We start from the raw sequence: 24,475 nt of genomic DNA on the forward strand, positions 1-24,475 counted from the left end.
CGTAATATTGTTATTATCCTGCAGGCATACCATGGCATACATTCCAAAAAACTACGCAAAACTGGAAGTCGGTTACCGCGAAAAAGCACTGAAAATTTTCCCGTGGGTCTGTGGCCGCTGTTCACGGGAATTTGTTTATTCCAACCTGCGTGAACTCACGGTGCACCATATCGATCACGATCACAGCAACAACCCGGAAGACGGAAGCAACTGGGAAATGCTGTGCCTTTATTGCCACGATCATGAGCATTCCAAATATACCGAAGCCGATCAATACGGTTCGACGGTGGTGGCCGGTGAGGATGCGCAAAAAGATGTTGGGCTGGCCACACATAACCCGTTCGCCAACCTGAAGAACATGATGAAAAAGTAGCGTCGTGTTATTAGTGGGGCAGCGCTATTTACCGCTGCCCCATATCGACTAAGCAGTTACCGATTAATAGAGCGTGCCATGCGAGTATAGGTATGCCTTACGCCACGGATTGCCACGCTATAGGCGAAGATATTCTCCGGCAGCGCCAACCCCAGAAAACCGGTATCGCCAATGTGATGCAGATCCGCCCCGGCCATTTTGCTCATCAGGGCAATCTGGCGAATAGTCTGAACATCTGCCCCCTCTTGTGAAGTGCCAATGGCAGTCATCGCCAATGCGCCTTGCTGTTGGGTAAAGGCAATCAGAGCGGCAACCTTTTCCTGCGACATGCCCGGAATGGTTCCAGGTGCGGGCAGTAGGACAATATCAGCCCCGTTGTCAACAAACAGGGCGATATCCTGTTCGTTAATCAACTGATTACCGCTTTCACGCACAATCCCCGCACCATGCATTTTGCCCGTCACTAATACCAGTTCGTCGCCCACTTCATCGCGAATAAGTTTTAAAGCCTCGGCGATGGCCTGATTGCTGACGCCATTATTGGGATTGCCGGTTAAAACCACCATACGGGCACCGAGTTGGTACAGTTTGCGCGCGTTTTCAGCCGTAGCCGCTCGCCCTGCGGTTATCTGCCAGAATTCATTATGCGTTGTGGCAAACGCCGGATCGACCGCCTCCAGATTCACGCCGATGACACGCCCCGTCAAGCGCTGCAGTTCACGTAGCACCTCTTCGGGCGGAACCCCTGCAGGTAACCCGGCAATATGCGGCTGGTTAACATCGAACAGATTCAGCAACAGCATGTCAGCACCCTGGCTGGCGGCCAGCTCGGCGTTGGTCACACCATTAAGCAGCGGTTGGGTACCCGCAATGGTTTCACTGATCAGGATCCGTCCTTCGCTGGCTCGGATGGCGTAAATCAGGTCATCTTTACTGATGTTGGCAAGCTCAGAGGCGCTGCAATCCAGATATCTTTTCATGGTGATTTTCCCAGTGACGGTTAAATGGCACCGCTGTAGCACAGTGCCAAAGCAATAAATGTTAAGGCCGCTCAAATACCGAACTGTTCAACCCACTGTCCTGCTGGTGGCGCTCCAGGGCCAACTGGATCAAGGTGGTAATCAACTGGGTATAGCTCACCCCGCTGGCTCCCCACAATTTCGGATACATGCTGATATTGGTGAAGCCCGGCAGCGTATTGATTTCGTTAACGATCACCTCATCGTCTGCCGTCAGGAAAACATCGACGCGCGCCATCCCCAGACAATCCAACGCCTTAAATGCCTTCAGCGCCACATCGCGGATTTTATCGCTGACGGCCTGATCGATGGCCGCTGGCACCACCACCTGCGCGCCTTGCTCATTGATATACTTGGTATCGTAGGAGTAGAACTCATCGCTGAGGACAATCTCGCCGCATACGCTGGCTTGCGGGTGGTCATTCCCCAATACCGCGCACTCAATCTCACGCCCCACAATAGCAGACTCCACCAGCACCTTATGGTCGAAGCTAAATGCCAAGGCGACAGCACGCTCGAATTCGGCCTGATCCTTTGCCTTGCTAACGCCAACGGAAGAGCCCTGGTTCGCGGGCTTGATAAACAGCGTTTGCCCCAGGCGTTCGCTCAATTGGCTATAACCGTATTGGTTGCGGTTGGCGCGCGTCAGCGTGACAAAAGGTGCTACAGCCAGACCGGCGTCACGCAACAGACGTTTGGTGACATCTTTATCCATACTGACCGCTGAGCCTAACACTCCAGCCCCCACAAAGGGGATATTGGCCATACGCAGCAAACCTTGCAGGGAACCATCTTCTCCCAGGGTGCCATGAACAATAGGGAACACCACATCGAGTTGCCCCAGTGCCGCCGCACCATCGGCTTCAATCAACTGATGTTTCTCTCGCCCGGGGATCAGCGCCACATTTTTATTGGTGTGGTTTAGCGCGATCAACGCCGGGTTTTCCGCATTCAGCAGGAAGTTTGAAGCATCGTTAATGTGCCACTGCCCCTTTTTATCAATCCCCAACAGCGTGACGTCAAACTTCTCTTTGTCGATGGCATCCAGAATATTTTTTGCCGACTGCAACGAAACCTCATGCTCCGCCGATTTGCCCCCAAAGATCACCCCAACACGTAGTTTAGTCACGCCTTCAATCCTTCTGTAAAAAGTCATGGCAACAAAGCCGCTAATCACAATAAACGCAATATAAGGCCCCGGCAATCGCCATTCTGCCGAAAAGACTTGCGCCACAGAATGCCAAGCCGAAAGTATCCAAAATGCATACACTTCATAAATGATTTGTATATGGAGCAAGTGATGGGGATCGTAAAAATTTCGGATGTGCTGCATGACGATTTGCGGATCGCCAGTCTGAGCATGTCGCGTTCCATTAACGCTCAGGCGGAACACTGGATCAGGATCGGCATGCTGGCAGAGCTCAACCCAGACCTGACCTATTCGCAGTTGGTAAAGAAAATGATGAAGGATAATGCATTGACGCTAAAGGAGATTATTGGGTGAAAGAGATTGTGATAAAAACGCCGGAGGAGATTGCCAAAATGCGTCACTCTGGAGCCTTGCTGGCCAAAGTCTTTGCTATGCTTGATGGGGTGATCCGCGAAGGTATTACTACCATGGAGATCAATGACCGCGCCGAAGCGTTTATCGTTGAAGAGCTGAAATCACGCCCTGCCAGCAAAGGACAGTATGATTTTCCCTACGTGCTCAATACATCCATCGATGACGTTATCTGCCACGGGATCCCTTCTGCCAGTAAGATCCTGCGTTCTGGCATGATCGTTAACGTAGATATTACGCTGGAGAAAGGGGGCTTTATTGCCGACTCCAGCAAAATGTACTGTATCGGCCAAGTCACCCCAATTGCCAAGCGGTTGGTGAATAATGTCTACCAATCGATGTGGCAAGGCATTCTTGCGGTAAAACCCGGCGCGACGCTGGGCGATATCGGCCACGCCATTCAGCGCCATGCCGAACAGGCAGGCTACAGCGTAGTGCGCGAGTATTGCGGGCATGGTATTGGCCGCGAAATGCATGAAGGCCCGGCAGTGTTGCATTTCGGGCAGCCATGCACCGGCACGGTTTTGCAGGAAGGGATGGTATTTACCATCGAACCGATGATTAATCAGGGCGATCACCGCATCAAGCAGAAAAAAGATGGCTGGACGGTGGTCACTCGCGATAAGAAACTGTCCGCACAATGGGAACATACCGTCGCGGTTACCGCTGACGGTGTAGAGATACTGACATTGCGCGACGAAGAACGTCTAATGGGATATACGGAACGTTACTAATGGAGTATGGCATGACGCAGCATACAGACCAGGCATTTATCAACCGGCTCAAGAGTATCGTCGGTAACTCACAGGTGTTGACCGGTGAGCGCAACACAGAACGATACCGTAAAGGCTTCCGCTCCGGCGGTGGCAATGCATTGGCCGTGGTATTACCCACCCACCTGCTGCAACTATGGCAAATCCTACAGGCCTGCGTCGATGCAGATAAAATCGTTATTATGCAGGCCGCCAATACCGGCCTGACTGAAGGCTCAACCCCCAGCGGCCAGGATTATGATCGCGAGATCGTGATTGTCAGTACACTGCAGCTCGATCATATTCAGGTTCTGGATCATGGCAAGCAGGTAGTCTGCTTCCCTGGCAGCACGCTAAACCGGCTGGAAAGGTTACTGAAACCTTATAGCCGAGAGCCGCATTCGGTGATCGGTTCCTCGTGTATTGGCGCTTCGGTGATTGGTGGCGTATGTAACAACTCCGGTGGTTCACTGGTCAAACGCGGCCCGGCCTATACCGAAATGGCGCTGTATGCCAAACTTGGCGAGGATGGTCAATTGCGGCTGGTGAATCATCTGGGGATTAGGCTGGGGGAAACGCCGGAAGAGATCCTTACCCGCCTTGAGCAAGGGGATTACCGGCCAGAAGATATCGAACAGGGGGAACTGCGTGCCTCCGACAACGAATATGCCAGCCGGGTACGCGATATTGATGCCGCTACCCCTTCCCGCTTTAACGCCGATAAACGCCGTTTGTTCGAAGCCTCCGGCTGTGCCGGTAAGCTGGCGGTATTTGCCGTGCGTCTGGACACCTTCGCCAAAGAGCAGCATGAGCAGGTGTTCTATATCGGCACCAACGATACCGCAGTGTTGACCGAACTGCGCCGCCATATGCTCAGCCAGTTTGAGAACCTGCCCGTGGCGGGGGAATATATGCACCGCGATATTTTTGATATCGCCGAGGTGTATGGCAAAGATACCTTTATGATGATCGACAAGTTTGGTACCGACCAGATACCGCGCTTATTCGCGATGAAGGGTTATGTCGACGCCACACTGAGCAAAGTCCCGCTGGTACCGCACCATTTGGCCGATCGTCTGATGCAAAAATTCAGCAAACTGACGCCCAACCACCTGCCGCAACGGATGAGAGCCTATCGCGAACGCTTCGAGCATCACCTGTTGCTGAAAATGGCTGGGCCAGGAGTGGAAGAAGCCGAGCGCTATCTGCAAAGCTATTTTGCGCAGGCCGACGGCGATTTCTTCGTCTGCACCCCGGAAGAGGGCAAAAAAGCGTTCCTGCATCGCTTTGCGGCAGCGGGTGCTGCCATACGCTATCACGCGGTACATGCCGATAAGGTAGAAGACATTCTGGCACTGGATATCGCCCTGCGCCGTAACGATAACGAGTGGTTCGAAACCTTACCGCCAGAGATCGACAGCCAGTTGGTGCACAAACTCTATTACGGCCACTTTATGTGCCATGTCTTCCATCAGGATTATGTGGTGAAAAAAGGCGTCGACTGCCAGGCACTAAAAGAACGGATGCTGGAGATGCTTGATCGGCGCGGGGCGGAATATCCTGCTGAACACAACGTCGGGCATCTATATCATGCCAAACCGGAGCTGAAGGCGTTTTATCAACAAGCGGATCCCACCAACAGTTTTAACCCCGGCATCGGTAAAACCAGCAAGCAGAAATACTGGGGCGATAAAGCCTAAAACAACAAAGCCCCCCAGACCATTACGGTATGGGGGGCGATAATACACTCTGAATCAGAAGAACCAGGAACCATACCCCCACAGCACCACTGTCAGCCCAAGCAGAAACTCAAGTAGCAGGACGCCGATAGCCAGTGTCCAACTGGAGAAGATAAACCCCTCTTTACTGTCGATATTCAAGAAATGGGGAATGCCGACGTAAAGCAGGTAGCCGGAATAAACCAGACCGATAATACCCACGAACAGGCAGAGCCAAAGCACCGGGTATAGTGCTACTAGCCCGCTGAGAAACATCGGGGTAGCCACGTAACCAGCAAACACCATGCAGCGGTGCAGACTTGGGCGGGACTCATATCGCCGGGCCATAAAGTGGATCACTTTACCCATAAATGCCACCCCGGCCAACATCAACAGATAGAAGGCCACTGCGGTATAAAAGGCGGTGAGCATATCGAGCCGCAGGGCATGGCCGCTGCCAGAGAGCCAACCCAATTGAGTGGTCCCAATAAATGCGCAAATAACCGGAATTAGCGCCATCAACAGGACATGGTGGGTGTAAAGATGCGAGACCGATTCATTCTCGCTTTTGATGTGTTTGAACTCGGTGCTGGGATGCGCCAGCAGCCCCCAAACATGATTAGCCATGAGACACCTCCGTAGAACACGATTGGCGAAAGTAAACACGCCGCTTACGGCTAACACACCGCGCGAGAGTTACGGTTCTGGGGATATCCCCCTGCGACAATTATAGTCTTTGGTTGAAAAAACGTACGCTATACGCGGTCTGTAAGGTACTCTGCTGCTTAATCAACATATTACGTTACCTAACAAATAGAGGGATACCATGTCAGCCAAGATCCGTACCCGCCAAAGCGGGATCAATAATGTCAAAGTCGGGCAGAATGTGATGGTGATAGAACCCTGCAATCTGTATGGCTGCCAGTTGGCTGACGACGTGTTCGTCGGGCCGTTTGTCGAGATCCAGCAAAACGTCAGCGTCGGTGCGCGCAGCAAGATCCAGTCGCACAGCTTTATTTGCGAATACGTAACCCTGGGTGAAGATTGCTTTATCGGTCATGGCGTTATGTTTGCCAACGATCTGTTCAAAAGCGGTGCCCCGAACGCCGATCCGACAACCTGGGGTCATACGCGGCTGGGTAACCGGGTTTCAGTAGGATCTGGAGCCACCATACTGGCGGTTGAGATTTGTGATGACGCAGTGATAGGTGCCGGTGCCGTCGTCAGCAAAGACATTACGCGTAAAGGCATCTATGCGGGTAACCCCGCCAGGCTGATCAGGGAACTCGATTGAGTTGCTACATCTTTTATGCAAACTACCCAGTTTTTGATAAGTAACCTTGATGTTTACTTGGTAGTTATCATGATGGCAATGAAAATTGTTATCAATAAAGTATTATGCGTAACCTGGGGAAAAAGATGTACAGGTTTGCCCTAACGATGTTGATCGCCACAGTAGTAGGTTGCAGTAGTCAACAACCTGTCAGAAACCCGATAGAATCGAAGCCGCAGAAGGTTGAACATCAGACAATGACGACGGTGACAATGGACGATTACACAGTAAACAAACTGCAGGCAATATTGGCCCTGCAGGAAGCGGTGCCTGGGCTCGATAACGGCCAGGCTATCGCGCTGCTCTCACAGCCTTTTCTGGGTACCCCCTACGTTGCCAACCGGTTAATAGGCTCAGCAAATACCCCTGAGCGGTTAGTCATCGATTTCGGCGCGCTAGATTGCTTTACCTACCTGGATTATGTTGAAGCGCTCAGAACCGCCACCAGTGAAAGTGAATTTGTCGAAAACGTAATTCAGACCCGTTATGTCAAGGGAGAAATCGATTTCCAGCATCGCAAACATTTCTTCAGTGACTGGGCACAAACAGAACACGTACTTACCGATGATATTACCGCACAGATCAGCCCCCATGCCGTCACCGTGGTAAAACATCTCAACCGCAAGGCCGACGGCGATATTTACCTGCCAGGAATAGCGGTGAAAACACGCAACATCACCTATATTCCCAGCGAGTTTATCGATGAAAAGACTATCGGCCAACTGCGGACCGGCGACTATATCGGCATCTATACCCCACTGCCGGGCTTGGACGTTACCCACACCGGGTTCTTTATCATCACACCAGAGGGGCCGGTACTGCGCCACGCCTCCTCGCGCAAAGAAAGCATGCAAGTCATCGACTCTGCCTTTACTGACTATGTGCTTAAAACGCCAGGTATCGTCGTGCTGCGCCCACGTTAATCGCCGCGTAATTAGCTATAAGTTTTTGTGCTTAGCAAGAAATTGACTTGGTTTTGTCCTTGGGTTTAGCTGTTGGCACAAAACCAACTGATTTTATTGTTTTTCAGGGAGCGACTTATGGCAATACTCTGGCGCTGCACGGCCTTGGCTGCGGCATTATCGGCAACGCTGTTATTACAGGGGTGCGATCAGAAAACCGATCTGAACCATATCAAGGTCGGCGTAATTAACGGTGCTGAGCAAGACGTAGCGGAAGTGGCCAAGCAGGTGGCGAAAGATAAATATGGTCTTGAGGTTGAACTGGTTGGCTTCAGCGGTTCATTGCTGCCCAATGATGCCACCGATAAAGGGGAACTGGATGCTAACGTATTCCAGCATCGCCCCTTCCTCGAACAGCAAAATAGAGATCACGGCTATAAGCTGGTGGTGGTAGGCAATACCTTTGTGTTCCCGATGGCAGGCTATTCAAAACAGATCAAGTCGCTACAGGAATTGCAGGATGGAGCGGTTATCGCTATTCCCAATGACCCAACCAACCTGGGCCGTGCGCTACTGTTGCTGAAAAAAGTGGGGTTGATCGACCTTAAGGAAGGTAAAGGTCTGCTGCCAACCTCACTGGACATCAGCGCCAACCCGCATAATTATCAGATTATGGAGTTAGAGGGCGCGCAACTGCCCCATGTGCTCGATGATCCTAAAGTCGCCGTCGCAGTGATCAGCACCACCTATATCAACCAGATTGGCCTGACACCCACCAAAGACGGTATCTTCATTGAAGATAAAGATTCACCTTACACCAATATCGTTGTCGCCCGCGAAGATAATAAAGAGGCACTGAATGTGCAGAACTTCGTAAAAGCTTACGAGTCTGATGAAGTTGCCAAAGCCGCAGAGAAAATCTTTAATGGCGGAGCCGTTAAAGGCTGGTAACCCTATGGCAGGTGCCAACAGCGGGCCTGCCACTGCAAAAAAACCACTCCCCCGCTTGACCCTCACGTAGCGTCAGGCTTTAGGCTGTGTCCCTTAACTGCACCAAGGGGATAAACCAATGTTACTAAAAGTAGGCGAACTGGCTCGCCGTTCGGGCATTACCGTCAGAGCACTGCATTATTACGACAGTATTGGTCTGTTAACCCCTTCCGCACGCTCCAACGCCGGGTATCGCTTATATAACCGCAGAGATATTACCCGCCTCCACCGCATTCAAGCCCTACGGCGAATGGGCGTGGCACTGGCCGAGATCGGCGGACTTCTGGCTGGTTCAGAATTGGCATTACCTCAGGTTATTGAGCAACAAATGGCGATGCTTGACCGGCAGTTAGCGCAGATAACCACGCTGCGCAGCCGTTTGCAGCACATACATGCACAATTGAAACTAGGTAACGAACCCGAACTGAATGACTGGCTGACCACTTTGGAGTTAATGACGATGTACGATAAATATTTTACCGCCGACGAGTTGGCACAATTACCCTTCTATCAGGCTGATGAAGCCCGCAACCAGGAGTGGGAAGAGATGGTTGGCAAGGTGCAAATGCTGATGGAAAGCGGGGTTGATGCTGAAGACCCGCGTGCTCAGACTATTGCGCGCCATTGGATGCGCACTCTAGAGCGTGATACCGCAGGTAACCCCGCATTCCTGACTCGCCTTAACGCTATGCATGCCGATGAGCCCTCTATGCGTGAGCAAACGGGGATCTCCCCGGCAATGACCGATTACGTTACCCGGGCATTTGCTGAAACCAAGCTGCAAATCTACCGCAAGTATCTGTCTGCAACAGAGTATGCCTATGTACGCGCTCACTATTTTGACCGCATACATGAGTGGCCCGCGCTGATCGCCCAATTCCAGCAAGCGATGAGAGAGGAGGTTGCACCGGAATCGGCTCATGCTAAACAGTTGGCTAGCCAGTGGTTAACGCTATTCCGTTCCTATGCAGGTGAAAACCCGGCAACTCAGATGAAAATCCGACAAGCCATGGAGCAGGAACCTACCTTGACCGAGGGAACCTGGCTTACCTCGGCACTTCTGCACTATCTGCGTCAGTGCATCACACAACTGATGCAAGGCTAAACGACACCGTTCAAACCGCGGGATTAGTCGTATTAATTTTCGATAAGTATCAGATAAAAAACAGTTTACCCAGCAACCTGGGAAAAGGCATATTGTACTTATATTTTGATTTCTCGCCATAAATAGGGGGCATCATGCCGATTTCTTCCCCCCAGTTGACTATCGATGACGCCATCGTCGAGGATATGGTCACTATCCAACAGATCTATGCCCACCATGTGCTTTACGGGCAAGCCTCGTTTGAAGAAACTCCGCCGACGCTGGAGGAAATGCAGCAGCGTCGCGCCAATGTGTTAGCCGCAGGATTGCCGTGGCTAGCCGCAAAAATAGAGGGGCGTGTTGTAGGGTATTGCTATGCACATCCCTACCGGCCACGCCCCGCTTACCGCTATACCCTCGAGGATTCGGTCTATATTGCCGAAGGCATGCAGGGCAACGGCATCGGTAAAGCCTTGCTCAGCTTACTTATTGCACGCTGTGAGCAAGGCCCATGGCGGCAAATGCTGGCGACTGTCGGTAACGCTGCGGGCAACGCAGGTTCGCTAGCACTGCACCGCAAACTGGGATTCACCAGCGTTGGTACCCTAAACGCAGTGGGATTCAAATTCGGTGGCTGGTTAGATACGCACATTATGCAACGCCCGCTGAATGAAGGCAGTGACGCGTTGCCAAAGATTGCGGGCTCGGCATAGCGAGTGCAAAGAGTGGGGAATTTGACGGAATCTCCTTTCCCCCTCGTTTTAGCGCCATAAGTAGCAGACTGTCGGCCCCCTTTACTCTGCTCCGTTCTTGGCCAGACTGGCGTCTTTCTGACGGCGATAATCGCGCGCCGCCGCCGGGATAGGGGTAACTTTTCCAGTTTCAATCCAGGTGCGCAGACGGCTGGCATCCGCAAAGTGGGTATATTTACCAAACGCATCCAGCACCACTAACGATACTGAACGATTGCCAATCATGGTGCGCATCGCCAGACAGTGTCCTGCCTGGTTGGTAAAACCGGTTTTAGTCAACTGAATATTCCATTTCTGGTTGTAGACCAGATGGTTGGTATTGCGGAATGGCAGCGTATAGTTAGGGTCCTTAAAGGCCGCCATATGCTCGGTAGTGGTACTCAGTTGGCCAATCAACGGGTATTGTTTGGTCGCCAGCAACAGCTTGGTAAGGTCGCGGGCGGTAGAAACGTTATGAATCGACAGCCCTGTCGGCTCAACGTAATGCGTGCGAGTCATACCGAGCGATTTAGCCTTGGCATTCATCGCTTTGATAAAGGCGTTGTAGCCACCCGGATAGTGGTGAGCAAGGCTGGCCGCTGCGCGGTTTTCCGAAGACATTAGCGCCAGCAGCAACATATCTTTGCGGCTGATTTCACTGTTAAGACGCACGCGGGAGTAAACCCCTTTCATTTCCGGCGTTTTGCTGATGTCCACCGCCAGCATTTCATTCAACGGCAAATGCGCATCCAACGTCACCATCGCCGTCATCAGCTTAGTTATCGAGGCGATCGGCACAACTTCATCCGGGTTGCGTGCATAAATCACTTTATGGCTCTGCATATCCAACACCATGGCACTGCCAGAGGCCAGCTCAGGCTGTGTGGCATGCGATGCAGCAGCCTTCTCACCGGCTAGCGCACTCGGCACCAAGCCTGTACCTGCCTGCAAAGCGAGCAGGGTTAGAACCAAAACACGGATTTTCACATGTATTACTCTATAGCTGATTAACAGGGGGATTCACTGCGTTGAAGTATATACTCGTCATACTTCAAGCTGCATGGGTGTTAGCCGCGTCCGCTCGCACCAGTCACATAGTGGGCTATGCTCCTGGCAGATTATGAGCCTCTTCCCTGAGGCTCACCCTTCGGGCCAGCGCAAGCGCTGTTCAAATCTGTTCCAGACAGATTTGTCTCGGTCTTGCTGCCTAGATGCAACTCGAATTATTTAGAGTATAAGTCAGGGATATGGAATTAACACGGTGATTGTTAGCGGTGATTTGTGACAAAGTCTGTCGGCGCAAAAAATTGCGCAGGCCGCGAGCGCACTGGTCTGTACGCTCGCAGAGGAAAAGTTACAGTGCAGGTAGCCAGGCAGAAGAAGGAAGCAGATACAAGCCAGCAGATTGCTGTTCTCCAACCCCCACAATGTGGCCAATACCAGCAGCCATCACTGCCAGAGTAACGTCGAAGGCATTCAGGCTGTCACCATAGCCTGCCGTCAGGTTAAACATCGAACCGTTGGCCAACAGATACAGCGTTTTACCTGCCAGTTGGTAAGCATTGATATATGGCATGGGCTCGCTGTGCGGCTGGCCCTGGAGGAAACCAACGTCGATCTCTTCCGCCACATGGCCTACGTTGAGGATAAATACTCCATCTTTTGTCCGCTCCAAATGTGCCGCAGACAGCACGTTTTTAGCCCCTGTTGCCGTAGCAATCACATCAGCCTGAGTGACAGCCGTAGCCAGGTCGATCACCGCCCAGCCGTCATAACGCGCCTGCAATGCGCGGGCAGGATCGATTTCGGCCACAATCACCTGCCCACCATAGGCCTTGGCAGCGGCGGCCACTCCCTGCCCAACCAGCCCATAACCAATCACCAGCACGCATTTTTCGTGCAGCGTCAGATGAGTAGTTTGGAAGAAAGTGTGCCAGGCGGTGAGCCCGACCATATGCCGATTATGTAGCCCTTCTTTTACTGGCAGATCGTCCCAATTGAAAATCGGGTAGCGCGGTGCAATCCCACCCAAGCGGCTGATCCCGGAGCCCGTAGCTTCTAATCCGGCCTTGATTTGTGGACCACCATGGGATTGATGCAGACGAGCAGTCAAGTCCGCACCCATTTCGCAAAGATGAGTAGGCTCCCAAGCCAACGCACGATCAAAGGACTCAGACCAGTCACTATCACTCATATCACGCCAGGCATAAGCTGCGGCGCCACGGCGTTCCAGCCAAGCCACCACATCATCTTGCACCGTCGTCGGGTTGCAGGTAGTGAGAAAAATATCTGCCCCTTTCTCCAACAGGCCAGCCACCAAAGGGGCCATTTTCAAATCCAGGTGCATATTACAGGCTAGCCGGACTCCCTGCAGATCGGGTAACGCGGCAACGGCCGCTCGGGTGCGCGGCATGTGGCGCATGGCCCAGTTCAACTCACTTTCAAAATCCTGATACATCGGTTACTCCTCGCCAGGGTAAAACAGAATGAATTTAACGGTGCAGGATGGCGGCTATTACTGCTGAGATCAAACAAAAAACCGAGTTAACCACCAGAAGATTGGCGTCGTAATCAGGAAAGAAAAATGCGGGGATTAGGGAGAAGTATGATGGCGGCAAATCAGGACATAGCCTGTCGCCGCACATCATCAGTTTAAACAATTAGAAAAGATAACGCGCGCCTAGCACCATCTCATGAGCAACCAGACGGGCCTTCATTTGTTCGTCTTTCAGCCCACGGGCATTGGTAAAATTATTGTAGCCACTTTCGATATTGCCCATATCAACATAGCGGTAGCCTAAATCGAAACTCAGACGTTCCATCGCCGTATAGGTAATACCGGCCCCCAAAGAGTAGGCCAGGTTATTCTGCGTGCTGGATGCATATTGGCGTGAGGTGTTGCCCTGCCAGCCCTCAGACTTGACGTTAGCAATACCCAACCCCAACATACCGTAGACGGAGAAATCATAACCCAACGCATAGTCACGATATACGTTGAGCATCAGGCGTTGAGCCTTGACTTTATGGTGATTGTAGCTGCTTGCGAAGGTGGTTGAACCGCTGGTATATTCGCTTTCTTTGTAGAAAACATATTCCCCCTCAGTACGCCAGCCGTTGCCATACTGATAGCCGCCTGCGATAGCGCCGTTCAAGAAATTATGCCTTTCATCACCGCCGACAAATTGCCCCACACCTGGACGACTGCTGGTATCCATGTCATCTGCTTGTTGCCAGGCATACTGCAGTTTTAATGCCCCGTAGTATCCTTCCAGAAAATCGGCGGCAAATACATTACTCGAAACGGTTGCCAGAGAAACCACCAGTAATAAAGGTTTAATATTCATGCGTTCCTCGCTTAAAAAGGTTATTTATGATGAAACAAAAGTTTGCATAAAATAACCATCGCGACAAAGCAGAACAATTCGCATCATTACCTAGTAACCTAGGTATTTTTACTTAACTCTTCCTGGGGGAAACAGGCCACCATAGATTTTCATCAGTTTTATCGAGGAGTTTATATGCAGTTTTGCAAATAAACTGGCACGATGCGCCTCAACCGTACGTGGAGAAAGGGCTAAATCATTGGCAATTTCCTTACTGGATTTACCCTCCATAATCAGCTTGGTGACTTCATATTCTCGCGCTGACAATTTATTGATTTTTTCTTGCAACTCAGCCACTTCTTGCCGTTCTTTCTGCAATATATCCTGATGTTCCAACGCCGCGCCTACAGTTTCAATCAACAGATCAGCATCAATAGGTTTGGTCAGGAATTCGAAAGCCCCATTTTTGAAAGCTCGGCGGCACAATTCAATATTTCCGTGCCCAGTCATAATGATGACAGGAATTTCCAGCCCTTGTTGCCGCAATTGCTCAAGATAAACCAGCCCGCTTTTCCCCGGCATACGAATATCCAGTAATAGACAACCTGATAGGGTACGAGGTTCAGTCACCTGCTGCTGAAAATCAGCGACACTTTCGTAGACCGCAGTTTGCCAGCCCATCGTTTCCAATAATGAACTTAGCGAACAGCGAATAGCATGGTCATCATCAATCAGATAAATAAGCTGTTCCATCACAACTCCTGAGTATTAAATGGGAACCATAAAGTAAAGCAGGCTCCCTGCCCGGCAATATTTTCTGCCTTAATGTTACCGTTAAGCCGCTGAACCAGAGTTTCAGTCAATGCCATACCTAATCCCAGGCCTTCTTGGCGAGTAGTGAAAAACGGAATAAAAACCTGTTGCAGTGCTTGCTCTGATAGCCCAGGGCCACCGTCTGTAATCACCAATGTTATGCCCTGGTCCGAATATTCAGCGCCGATGGCGACCCAGGCAGAAGCTGCATTGTTATGCTGCTGTGCCTGAATCGCGTTTGACAGGATATTGTGGAATATTTGCTCAATCCAAAGTGGGTCGGCGCGCAGAGTGGGCAATGAATCGGGTATTCTGGTGATGATTTTTACTTTACCCTGGTTAATCTCATTTTCTAATAGCACAGTGACGCGCCGCCAGACTTTGCTGAAATTAACCTCCTGAAAAGCCACCTGCTCAAGGGTCAATTTTTGTCGAAAATGTAATAACAGCGTACTGATGCGCTTTATTTGTATCACAGCAGCATCCAGCAGTGGGGCCACTTTATGCATCTGCTGCTGACCGATCAATCGCAATGCAGCCTGGTTATAACTGAGCACGGCCGTCAAGGGTTGGTTGAGTTCATGAACAATACCGGTGGTGACCTCCCCAATGGCATTAAACCGCGTCAATTCAGAGAAGTGCTCCCGCAGAACAGCGATGCTGTGTTGGCGTTTTTTAATACGATACTGACCAATAAAATAAACGACAACGGCCCAAATCACAGATAACAGTAAAAGTAATAGCCAGGGTAATCTTGCCCACTCGGGATCGTTATTGGCAGACAGCTCGAAAGGCTGCAAATTGCTGTTTATCCCTTTTTCCCATTGCCAGAAAGTGGATTCATCGCCATCGCCAATTTCAAACAATGGCCTATTGTTCCAGCTCATGAGAATGTGTTGGAAAGAATGAATCTGAGGAATATCAGCCAGTAGCACCTGGGGATCGATCAGCAGCGCAAAATGCTGGTTTTCCAGCCAATAGGTGCCATTTTCCGCAGCTCTAAGCGTTGGGGTTGAATCCTCTTTTGGCAGCGTTTTCCAGGCAAGGATCTGCGGGAACTTTTGTTGAACCGCGGAGGGATCGCTGGCCACCGACAGCAAGGAAAGGATGGTTTCAAGCTGGGACAGCTTAACCGTTACCTCACGATACAAAATACGGTAGGTTACTGATTGATCTTCGTATTGCTGCTGTAAGGCATAAAGAACCACCCCACTCCCTGAAAACAGGGTTAAGACTAACCAAAGCAGAACCTTGAACATAGCTATTCCATATCTTTAGCGGATACGTTTACTGGGCGGTGTCCCTCCATTACACGCGAGCGCTGCTGGCGGCCATTTACGCACAGCGCAAAGCGTGAGCCGCGCGGTTTGGTGGGCCAAATCAGCGGCGGCCCCTCCTGCGGCTTAAAGAGCAACGAGTGTATCTCCAGCAGGGTATGACGGCTATAATCATACCTCTTCGTTGCAAGGAAAAGAAATGACCGACTTGAGCCATTACATTACTCAGTATGGGTACTGGGCGCTATTTATTGGTTGCCTGCTGGAAGGGGAAACTATCACCCTATTAGGAGGCATTGCGGCGCACAACGGGCTTTTACGGCTACCGTTGGTCATGGCAGTAGTGGCGCTCGGCGGGACCTTGGGCGATCAGTTGCTCTATTTCGCCGGGCGTTATTTCGGTGGAAGAGTCCTGATTCGCATGAAAAACCAGCAATCACGCATCGAACGGGCGCAAAAACTGATTGCCAGCCACCCTGTTCTGTTTGTGATTGGCGTGCGTTTTATGTATGGATTCCGCATTATTGGCCCGGTTCTGATCGGTGCCAGCAAGTTGCGCCCTTCACTATTCATCCCGCTGAATATTCTTGGTGCCATCCTGTGGGCAACCCTTTTCGTGTTATTCGGCTATTTTGGCGGTCAGGCAATAAGCAATTTCGTTAGCGGCACCGATAAAAAGCTCTATAGCCTGCTGTTCTGCCTGTTGGTTATCACCGCCATATTACTGTTACGCTATTACTGGCGTCGCCGTAAGGCCAGATAAGCCTATTTATTAAACATTAATTTCAGGCCCAGTAGCGCCAGTACGCTGCCACCCAGGCGCTGCCCTTTATTAAGACACGCACTCAGATGAGCTTTATCTGTTCCTTTAGCGGCATTTTTTAGCGCAGTACCGTCCCGATCATCTTTCTGACACAAGGAGACTTTACCTTGATTTGAAAATTTGTTCTTAATATATAGGGAGTTTTTAATGAAAACGGTTTGGCCTCTCGGCGTTCTCTTTTTCTCTGCCTCTTTACTGGTCGGGTGCGGTGATGATAATAGCAATAGCGAACTGCTCCAGCCGCCCCCCAAGGAGGAAACTCCGGTTCCTGAAAGCCCGGCAATCACAAACCCGGTAAAAGTGGCTTTTATGCCCGATGTGCATTTCCATGACGTTTACGGCACATTCGAAGGCAACGCATTCAGTGGCCTGGTGAACAGTAACAGTGGGCAACCAGCAGTTATCCGCACTATGTACGCACAACTGACGTCTACCCGCCTGTTTAACGAGAACTACTTTGCATTTCTTGCTGCTCTGGACGACGCGGCACAGCGTGGGGTTAAGGTGATCGCACTGCCAGGGGATTTCAGTGACGACGGGCAGCCGATCCATATGCGTGGGCTGAAAAAAATTCTCGATGATTATTCCCAACGTTATGGCATTGAATTCTTTGCGGCACCCGGCAATCACGATCCCAATGTGCCGTTTGAACGCCCCGGTGGTAAAAGCGATTTTCTTGGTGAGGACGGAAAAGAACAGCGGATCTACAGCAAGGGGGCAGCAGAATGCCAAGATTACACCGAAAGCTGGGCAACTATCGATGCTGGATATGAGTTACCCACCGTCTGCACCGAGGATATCCGCGAATTGGGATATAAAGGGGTCACCGCCGCCCTTGCCGATCACGGGTTTATGCCAAAAGCGTCCTATCTGTACTGGGAAACCCCTTACAGCAGCTACTCAACCGCCAACTACAAATTTGAAACCGCACGCCAACAGGCTGACTGGCAGTATCGCCAATATGAAATTTGTACCGAAGGAACCGGCGGTGCCTATAAGAAAAGCCATTACACCCACTGCCTGACGGTTCCAGATGCCAGCTATCTTGTTGAGCCGATCCCAGGAGTATGGCTGTTGGCGATTGACGCTAATGTCTATCTTCCCAGTGCTTCTGCCAATGACGCGGATCCTACCAATCCGAAGAACTTTAGTGGTTCTGGCAATGCGGGATATAACCGCATGATAACCCACAAGACTCAGGTGATTGAATGGATAAAAACCGTGACGCAGCGTGCCAAAGAGCAGAATAAACAGCTGATTAGCTTTAGCCATTTCCCGATGACCGAATTCTATAACGGCGCTTCTGATGATCTCGAAGCCCTGTTTGGCACCGGCAGTTTCCAGATAGCTCGACGCCCCACAGAAGATACTGCCCATGCGCTTGCCCAGGCCGGTATCGAGCTCCATATCGGGGGGCATATGCACTTCAATGATACTGGTGTACGAGAATACGACGATGGTTTCCTGGTAAATATTCAAGCCCCTTCAATGGCAGCCTATGTTCCCGCTTATAAGCTACTCACTCTCACCAGCAAAAGTGCTATAGAAGTAGAAACCATTAGGTTGAATCAGGTTCCGCGCTTCGATGAACTGTTTGAACATTACCAGATGGAGCACCAGCATCTGGCAGCACAGAAATCGGAAAAGTTATGGAATGCGGATATCCTTGCTGCCAAGGATTATCATGAATTCAATAGCATTTATCTCGCTGAACTGACTCGCCTGCGGTTTTTACCCAAGGAATGGCCCTGCGAAATGCGTGAGATGCTGTTCAATATGAATGGCCGCGATATGCTGATCCTCTCGCAACTGGATACAGCCGTGACGCTGGCTCAACTACAGGCCAATCCGTCACTATCACCGGTAGCAACACTTGCCAAGTGCACTACCGCAACGCCACAACCTTCGCTGAGCGTAGCAGCGGAAACCATTACCGCCGACTGGGAACGCGCCAAAATCAAAGCCGCATCGCTGGTTCAGGCAAACCGCCTGACTCTGGATGATTTTGTTGCATGGAGCGGTTTTGATTTAGCCACCGATTTTTATCGTCTGGCCAATGCCGGGGATCTGGCGCTAGATGACATCACACCTGAACGTATTGCCCAGTACAGCGTGTTGGCCGATGCACTGGCTAATACACAGGCCACTATTCACCTGTCTAACAACAAAGTGTTGGATGAAAATACCGTCAGCCAGGTATTCCAGAACCGTTTTGGCGCTCTGTTTGCCATACTGCGTAAGTTGGGTACTTCGATACCACCCAGTGACCACTTTATGATTAATCTCGAACAGCGCGAAGTGAGCAACCTTAGTGATAAATCAGGCTTTGCGGAGTAACCTTACTCTGCCCAAACGCTTGATGCGGGGCGTAACATACGCCCCGTCTCTCAACGATTACAACCGACCGTAAAAGGTCATTCTGGCACTTTCAGAAAGCTCAATTCCCGGTTGTGCGTTGTAAGCCAGCACCACCAGCATCCGCGTTTTGTCAGCCTCGGTAGGCGTAACCCGATGCAGGGCATTACGGCCACGAAACAGCACCAGATCGCCTTCGTTGATTGCCAACTGTTTTGGCTTAACACCGCCATCAAGCACCTGCGCCACTCCGGCATAATTCATTTCACCGCGATCGGCATCGCGCAAACCTTCTACATATTCAAACACGCCGCCAGCCAGCGGTTTCTGAATCAGTAAGGTAATAGCAAAAGAAGAGTTGTCAAAGTGCCAGCCCAACTCCTGACCGGTATGGGCATAATGCAGATTGATCGAGGAGAGACTATCGGCATAAGGGTAAAGCTGCGGTTCATCCAGTACCGCACAAAGAAAATCCCTGAATTCAGGGGAGTCGTATAGCGTACGTAACGGGGAATCGGCTGGAATATCTTCGTCCGTGATACAGCCTTTGGAAGAGGTCACCAACCGATTGCGGGCATGCTCATCTGGGAAGCTGGGATCCTGCGGTTTCAGGTAAACATTGTGCTGGCTGGCCGCATAGAATGCAGCATGGCTATACTCCTTCCCCTCTTGCTGAACGGCAGCCAATGCCTGGGAATGCAGAAAACCGGGTAAAATCAGCACGCCATACTGCGCCAGCGTCTGTTTGCTACGGGCAATAAACGCCGAATCATCCAATGGGTTGGTAGATAAATTCACAATCTGTGCAAGCTGTCGCATCGCATTCCTCTCTCTGGCTTCCTTCTGACTCACTCCCAATGTATAGAATGTTGCATTGATGTTATAACGAAAATACGTTAAGGATATGACAACCCCAGCTTAACGGTCCCTGCCATGAATTCATCCACTCGCCTGCGTTTACCCAAACTGAGCACCATTCTGGCATTCGAAACCGCCGCGCATACCGGGAGCCTGACCAAAGCCGCCGAACGGCTGGCGCTGACCGCCGCCGCCGTCAGCCAGCAGATCCGCCAATTGGAGCAACATCTGGGGATTACGCTATTTCTTCGTTCCAAAAGTGGCGTAACGCTGACAGAGCAAGGCGCGGAGTATCTTGCCTACGTAGAGGAAGCGTTTGAAACACTGCGAGTCGCACAGCTACAGGTTGACCGGCAGCGCGGCAGAGAAATGCTTACGGTGTTCACATTGCCCGCCCTGGCGTCCAAGTGGCTTAACCCGGCGCTAGAGGAGTGGCTAGAACGCTTTCCGCAGGTGGATATGCGTATTCATGCCAGCCATGCTGCCGTTGACTTTGCCACTTCATCGGCAGACTTCGCCCTCTGCTTCGGCGATCAGCACTATCCCCAAATGGAAAAAAAATCTCTGTTTCAGGATCGCGTATTACCCGTTTGTAGCCCAGCGCTGCGGGGGGATGGCACGCTAAACGGTCAGCCGTTAATACAGGTGGATTGGGGCAGAGAGGGGCAATTTTTGCCGGGCTGGCACGAGTGGTTCACGGCAGCGGCGTTAACTCCTGCGCCACAGTCACGCAGCCTGACTTATAACCTGACATCGCTGGCAATTGATGCCGCCGTGCAAGGCTACGGAGTGCTACTTGGACAGCAACGGCTTATTCAGCAAGAGCTGGCTGATGGCAGGTTAGTGCCTCTGTCTGGGCCAACATTACCGCTGAGCAAGCCTTATTATGCGGTTTACCCACCACGCACGCTGAATAAACCCTACGCCGCTGAATTCCTGGCCTGGTTGGGTTCACTGGGCCATTAACGGCAAATCACCCGCGCGATATCCTTGGAGTTATTCAGTGCACGGATCTCGCTAAACAGTTCCGTTGCCTCTTGGTACTCTTTGCGCAGATAACCAAGCCACTGTTTGATGCGCGCAACGTGATACAAGCCGGTATCGCCCTGCTTTTCCAGATGGATATATTTCTGCAGTAGCTGTACCACCTGGGGCCACGGCATGCGCGGTTCGTTATACTTCACTACCCGGCTCAGGTTGGGGATATTCAGCGCCCCGCGCCCGAGCATTACCGCATCACAACCAGTGGCATCAATGCAAGCCTGCGCACTTTGATAATCCCAAATCTCCCCATTGGCGATCACCGGGATGGATAAACGCTGGCGGATCTCACCGATGGCCTGCCAATTGATGCGCTCGGCTTTATAGCCATCCTCTTTGGTACGGCCATGTATGGCGATTTCCGTCGCACCGGCCTGCTCTACCGCATCGGCAATTTCAAAGCTGCGGGAGTCTGAATCCCAGCCCAGGCGTACTTTTACCGTCACCGGCAACTCGGCAGGCACCGCTGCACGCATCGCTTTCGCCCCTTGATAGATAAGTTCGGGATCTTTGAGCAAGGTGGCTCCACCGCCGCTGCCGTTGACATGTTTGGAGGGGCAACCACAGTTAAAATCGACACCGTAAGAACCTAATTCGACAGCCTGGGCGGCGTTTTCCGCCAGCCACTGCGGGTGTTGTCCAAGCAGTTGCACGCGAACCAGGGTGCCGGAAGGGGTGCGGCTGGCATTCAGCAGTTCGGGGCACAGGCGATAGAAGGATTTTGCCGGTAGCCGCTGATCGACTACGCGCAGAAATTCGGTAATGCAGAGATCGTAATCGTTCACTTCGGTGAGTAACTCCCGCACCAGTGAGTCGAGTACCCCCTCCATCGGAGCCAATAATACGCGCATGCCAACCCCTGCTAAAAAAGACGCGCAATGATACGGGTGAAAGGCAGTGGCAGACAAGCCTCACGCCGAGAAAAGCTAACCCAGCTTGCGCAACGGTTCACCGGCAATAAATGCCTGAATATCGGCTATCGCTTCACGGAAATAGGTCTGGTAGTTATCATCAGCCACATATCCCAGATGCGGGGTTGCCAGCACGTTGGGCAATCTGCGGAATAGATGGTCAGCGGGTAGCGGCTCCAGTTCAAAAACATCCAGCCCGGCCCCGGCGATTTGCCCAGTCTGCAACGCCTCAATCAGCGCCGGTTGATCGACTATCGCCGCACGAGAAGTATTGATCAGGAAGGCGCTCTTTTTCATCTGCGCCAAGGCTTGGCGGTCGATCAGACCACGGCTGCGATCGCTCAGCACCAGATGTACCGAAACAAAATCGCTCACCGCCAATAGCGCCTGTTTGGATGCCGCCAATTTCACGCCACAGGCTTCGGCTCTTTCCGGAGTCAGATTCTGGCTCCAGGCTACCACGTTCATCCCGAACGCCTGCGCCACTCTGGCCATCTGGCTACCGATCTTGCCCAGGCCCAGCAGGCCAAGAGTCTTACCGTGCAACGTAATGCCCACTCGTTGCTGCCAGGGCCCGTTGTCGCGCAGTCCGCAGCTTTCTGTCAGCAGGTGTTTGGCCAAACCGAGAAGTAGCGCCCAGGTCAACTCCATCGGCGCTTCGGAACCGCTAGCGGTGCCACAGACGGTGATCCCTTGCCGGGTTGCAGCCGCAAGATCGATTGAAGCATTGCGCATTCCAGAAGTGATTAACAGCTTCAAATTCGGCAAACGAGAGAGCAAAGAGGCAGTAAAAGGCGTTCGCTCACGCATGATCACCACGATATCGCACTCTTCAATCCTGCTGACTAACTCGGCCTCATCGGTAATATGGTCATTGATGGAAAATACCTCAACCTGTTCACCAATAGCAGACCAGTCCGCCATCGATAACGCTACGTTCTGGTAATCATCAAGAATTGCGCATTTCAATTTCATCTTTGGCTCCTGGATACTGTTTTCTTTATCGTAATCCATTTTACAGCTATAAAAAAACCGCCAAATCGATGGCGGTTTAGATTCAGATGCTAAAGCAGTTACTGAGCGGGTTTACTTCTACGCGGTTGGCGCGAAGGTGCACCTGAACGCGCTTTATTTTCGCCCTGCGGCCGAGCATTACCGCCGCCACGATTTTCACGCTGACCAGCAGCAGCACCACTACGCTGGCCACCCGCGCTATGGGTACGCGGAGCGCCACCATTACCGCGCGGGGCACCGCGTCCACCAGCTTGACGGCCATTGATGATCGGTTCGGCCTTGATGGTCGGATCCGGCTCATAGCCTGGCAGAGCAATACGCGGTATCTCGCGCTTCAACAGGCGTTCGATATCCCGTAGCAGTTTGTGTTCATCTACACACACCAAAGAGATCGCCTCACCGGTACGCTCGGCACGGCCAGTACGGCCAATGCGGTGCACATAATCTTCCGGGACGTTTGGCAGTTCGTAGTTCACCACATGGGGCAACTGATCGATATCCAGCCCACGGGCAGCAATATCCGTAGCCACCAGCACGCGGATTTTGCCATCTTTAAAATCTGCCAGCGCACGAGTACGTGCCCCTTGGCTTTTATTACCGTGGATCGCCGCCGCAGTAATGCCATCTTTGTTCAACTGTTCAGCCAGATGGTTTGCACCATGCTTGGTACGGTTAAACACCAGCACCTGCTTCCAATCGCCTTCGCCAATCATCTGGGAAAGCAGTTCACGCTTGCGCTTTTTATCAACGAAGTGAACGCTTTGCTCAATTTGTTCGGAAGCGGTATTACGACGCGCCACCTCAACCGAGGCCGGGTTATGCAGCAGCTTGCCCGCCAACGTTTTGATCTCGTCCGAGAAGGTGGCAGAGAAAAGCAGGTTCTGACGCTTGGCGGGAAGCTTGGCCAGCACGCGGCGGATATCATGGATAAAGCCCATATCCAGCATGCGGTCGGCTTCATCCAACACTAAAATTTCAATTTTCGATAAATCAACGGCGTGCTGATGTTCCAGATCCAGCAGGCGGCCCGGTGTTGCCACCAGAATATCGACGCCGCCCCGCAATTTCATCATCTGCGGGTTGATGCTCACACCACCAAATACCACCAGCGAACGTAAACGCAGGTGTTTGCTGTAAGCCTCAACGTTTTCACCGATTTGTGCTGCCAGTTCACGGGTGGGCGTCAGGATCAACGCGCGTACCGGGCGGCGGCCTTTGATAGGGTGATCATGCTTGCTCAGCAGTTGCAACAACGGCAGGGTAAAACCGGCGGTTTTACCCGTGCCGGTCTGAGCGCTGGCCATCAGGTCGCGGCCTTCCAACACCACAGGAATAGCTTGACGTTGAATTGGCGTAGGTTCGCGATAGCCCTGTTCTTCAACAGCGCGCAGAATTTCAGCACTTAAGCCGAGGGTTTCAAATGACATAGTAGAGAAAAACTCCAGATCCACCCTAACCTAAACAATGTTGTTCGGTGCAGTTTCCAGGGAGGACGATCAGACGGGACATAAGGAGATGCTCGCACTTTTGTTAGCGGCATTTCCTCGGTATGGCCTCGAGGGATTTGGCACAAACTGCAGTGCACCAGGGGCAAGAC

Annotated in this window: 24 protein-coding genes; 12 read left to right on the forward strand and 12 right to left on the reverse strand. The window is 51.8% G+C overall.

The features are described from left to right. Positions 1-31 precede the first annotated feature (31 nt). On the forward strand, positions 32-373 hold the full coding sequence (gene yajD / locus SAQUA_RS16245) for an HNH nuclease YajD (RefSeq protein ID WP_380680690.1): 342 nt from the start codon (positions 32-34) through the stop codon (positions 371-373). A 56-nt stretch (positions 374-429) separates the two neighbouring features. On the opposite strand, the gene SAQUA_RS16250 is transcribed toward yajD, so the two are convergent. Beyond that, positions 430-1,353, reverse strand: a complete 924-nt coding sequence (locus tag SAQUA_RS16250; RefSeq protein ID WP_380680693.1) for a haloacid dehalogenase-like hydrolase — start codon at positions 1,351-1,353, stop codon at positions 430-432. Positions 1,354-1,414: 61 nt separating this feature from the next. Further along, complete coding sequence (ddlA, locus tag SAQUA_RS16255; protein WP_380680696.1) at positions 1,415-2,521, reverse strand: D-alanine--D-alanine ligase; 1,107 nt, start codon at positions 2,519-2,521, stop codon at positions 1,415-1,417. A gap of 171 nt (positions 2,522-2,692) precedes the next feature. Between ddlA and SAQUA_RS16260 the strand changes: the two genes are divergently transcribed. From SAQUA_RS16260 to dld, 3 genes are read left to right on the forward strand one after another with little or no spacing between them, the layout of a single operon-like run. After that, positions 2,693-2,896, forward strand: coding sequence for a ParD-like family protein (locus SAQUA_RS16260; RefSeq protein ID WP_380680699.1), 204 nt, complete (start codon positions 2,693-2,695; stop codon positions 2,894-2,896). Further along, positions 2,893-3,687: a type I methionyl aminopeptidase gene (gene map / locus SAQUA_RS16265; RefSeq protein WP_380680702.1), complete on the forward strand. Its 795-nt coding sequence runs from the start codon at positions 2,893-2,895 to the stop codon at positions 3,685-3,687. Before SAQUA_RS16260 ends, map begins: the two co-directional genes overlap by 4 nt. An 11-nt stretch (positions 3,688-3,698) precedes the next feature. After that, positions 3,699-5,405 (forward strand): D-lactate dehydrogenase, encoded by a 1,707-nt coding sequence (gene dld / locus SAQUA_RS16270; RefSeq protein ID WP_380680705.1) that lies wholly within the window; start codon positions 3,699-3,701, stop codon positions 5,403-5,405. Positions 5,406-5,459: 54 nt separating this feature from the next. Here dld and SAQUA_RS16275 read toward each other — a convergent pair whose 3' ends face one another. Then, positions 5,460-6,050: a Yip1 family protein gene (locus tag SAQUA_RS16275; RefSeq protein ID WP_380680708.1), complete on the reverse strand. Its 591-nt coding sequence runs from the start codon at positions 6,048-6,050 to the stop codon at positions 5,460-5,462. Positions 6,051-6,249: 199 nt separating this feature from the next. Here SAQUA_RS16275 and SAQUA_RS16280 point away from each other — a divergent pair, with 199 nt between their 5' ends. The 5 genes from SAQUA_RS16280 to SAQUA_RS16300 all read left to right on the forward strand — a co-directional run bounded on the left by SAQUA_RS16280 (position 6,250) and on the right by SAQUA_RS16300 (position 10,445). Beyond that, a complete protein-coding gene (locus SAQUA_RS16280; protein WP_380680711.1) occupies positions 6,250-6,717 on the forward strand; it encodes an acyltransferase in 468 nt (155 codons plus the stop codon). 125 nt (positions 6,718-6,842) lie between these two features. Further along, entirely contained in the window at positions 6,843-7,679 is an 837-nt protein-coding gene (locus tag SAQUA_RS16285) for a DUF1460 domain-containing protein (RefSeq protein ID WP_380680714.1), read from the forward strand. Between the two features lie 117 nt (positions 7,680-7,796). Next, positions 7,797-8,609 (forward strand): MetQ/NlpA family lipoprotein, encoded by an 813-nt coding sequence (locus tag SAQUA_RS16290; RefSeq protein WP_380680717.1) that lies wholly within the window; start codon positions 7,797-7,799, stop codon positions 8,607-8,609. Positions 8,610-8,727: 118 nt separating this feature from the next. Next, a complete protein-coding gene (locus tag SAQUA_RS16295) occupies positions 8,728-9,753 on the forward strand; it encodes a MerR family transcriptional regulator (protein WP_380680720.1) in 1,026 nt (341 codons plus the stop codon). A gap of 134 nt (positions 9,754-9,887) precedes the next feature. Continuing rightward, the gene (locus tag SAQUA_RS16300) at positions 9,888-10,445 is read left to right on the forward strand and encodes a GNAT family N-acetyltransferase (RefSeq protein ID WP_380680723.1); all 558 of its coding nucleotides are present in this window, start codon (positions 9,888-9,890) and stop codon (positions 10,443-10,445) included. A gap of 81 nt (positions 10,446-10,526) precedes the next feature. Here SAQUA_RS16300 and pbpG read toward each other — a convergent pair whose 3' ends face one another. The 5 genes from pbpG to SAQUA_RS16325 all read right to left on the reverse strand — a co-directional run bounded on the left by pbpG (position 10,527) and on the right by SAQUA_RS16325 (position 15,858). Then, on the reverse strand, positions 10,527-11,396 hold the full coding sequence (pbpG, locus tag SAQUA_RS16305; RefSeq protein ID WP_404413218.1) for a D-alanyl-D-alanine endopeptidase: 870 nt from the start codon (positions 11,394-11,396) through the stop codon (positions 10,527-10,529). A 421-nt stretch (positions 11,397-11,817) separates the two neighbouring features. Further along, the gene (locus SAQUA_RS16310) at positions 11,818-12,921 is read right to left on the reverse strand and encodes an adenosylhomocysteinase (protein WP_380680726.1); all 1,104 of its coding nucleotides are present in this window, start codon (positions 12,919-12,921) and stop codon (positions 11,818-11,820) included. 202 nt (positions 12,922-13,123) lie between these two features. Beyond that, on the reverse strand, positions 13,124-13,807 hold the full coding sequence (locus SAQUA_RS16315) for an outer membrane protein (RefSeq protein WP_380680729.1): 684 nt from the start codon (positions 13,805-13,807) through the stop codon (positions 13,124-13,126). Between the two features lie 108 nt (positions 13,808-13,915). Continuing rightward, positions 13,916-14,539, reverse strand: a complete 624-nt coding sequence (locus tag SAQUA_RS16320) for a response regulator transcription factor (protein WP_380680732.1) — start codon at positions 14,537-14,539, stop codon at positions 13,916-13,918. Then, complete coding sequence (locus SAQUA_RS16325) at positions 14,539-15,858, reverse strand: sensor histidine kinase (protein WP_380680735.1); 1,320 nt, start codon at positions 15,856-15,858, stop codon at positions 14,539-14,541. The genes SAQUA_RS16320 and SAQUA_RS16325 overlap by 1 nt, the downstream gene beginning before the upstream one ends. 217 nt (positions 15,859-16,075) lie before the next feature. Between SAQUA_RS16325 and SAQUA_RS16330 the strand changes: the two genes are divergently transcribed. Together SAQUA_RS16330 and SAQUA_RS16335 are read left to right on the forward strand one after the other, a co-directional pair. Next, positions 16,076-16,639, forward strand: coding sequence for a DedA family protein (locus SAQUA_RS16330; protein WP_380680738.1), 564 nt, complete (start codon positions 16,076-16,078; stop codon positions 16,637-16,639). Positions 16,640-16,846: 207 nt separating this feature from the next. Then, complete coding sequence (locus tag SAQUA_RS16335; RefSeq protein WP_380680741.1) at positions 16,847-19,036, forward strand: metallophosphoesterase; 2,190 nt, start codon at positions 16,847-16,849, stop codon at positions 19,034-19,036. Between the two features lie 57 nt (positions 19,037-19,093). On the opposite strand, the gene SAQUA_RS16340 is transcribed toward SAQUA_RS16335, so the two are convergent. Then, positions 19,094-19,873: a 2OG-Fe(II) oxygenase gene (locus tag SAQUA_RS16340; protein WP_380680744.1), complete on the reverse strand. Its 780-nt coding sequence runs from the start codon at positions 19,871-19,873 to the stop codon at positions 19,094-19,096. 114 nt (positions 19,874-19,987) lie between these two features. Between SAQUA_RS16340 and SAQUA_RS16345 the strand changes: the two genes are divergently transcribed. Beyond that, positions 19,988-20,878, forward strand: a complete 891-nt coding sequence (locus SAQUA_RS16345) for a LysR substrate-binding domain-containing protein (RefSeq protein ID WP_380680747.1) — start codon at positions 19,988-19,990, stop codon at positions 20,876-20,878. On the opposite strand, the gene dusC is transcribed toward SAQUA_RS16345, so the two are convergent. From dusC to rhlE, 3 genes are all read right to left on the reverse strand, one after another. After that, positions 20,875-21,804 carry a tRNA dihydrouridine(16) synthase DusC gene (gene dusC, locus SAQUA_RS16350; protein WP_380680750.1) on the reverse strand — a complete coding sequence of 310 codons (930 nt, stop codon included), beginning with the start codon at positions 21,802-21,804 and terminating at the stop codon, positions 20,875-20,877. The genes SAQUA_RS16345 and dusC overlap by 4 nt on opposite strands. Before the next feature lie 75 nt (positions 21,805-21,879). Continuing rightward, a complete protein-coding gene (locus tag SAQUA_RS16355; RefSeq protein WP_380680753.1) occupies positions 21,880-22,839 on the reverse strand; it encodes a D-2-hydroxyacid dehydrogenase family protein in 960 nt (319 codons plus the stop codon). A gap of 98 nt (positions 22,840-22,937) precedes the next feature. After that, complete coding sequence (rhlE, locus tag SAQUA_RS16360; protein ID WP_380680756.1) at positions 22,938-24,305, reverse strand: ATP-dependent RNA helicase RhlE; 1,368 nt, start codon at positions 24,303-24,305, stop codon at positions 22,938-22,940. Between the last annotated feature and the right edge of the window lie 170 nt (positions 24,306-24,475).

Origin of the sequence: Serratia aquatilis (assembly GCF_044865145.1) — a bacterium.
In the GTDB taxonomy this organism is placed as follows: domain Bacteria; phylum Pseudomonadota; class Gammaproteobacteria; order Enterobacterales; family Enterobacteriaceae; genus Chania; species Chania aquatilis.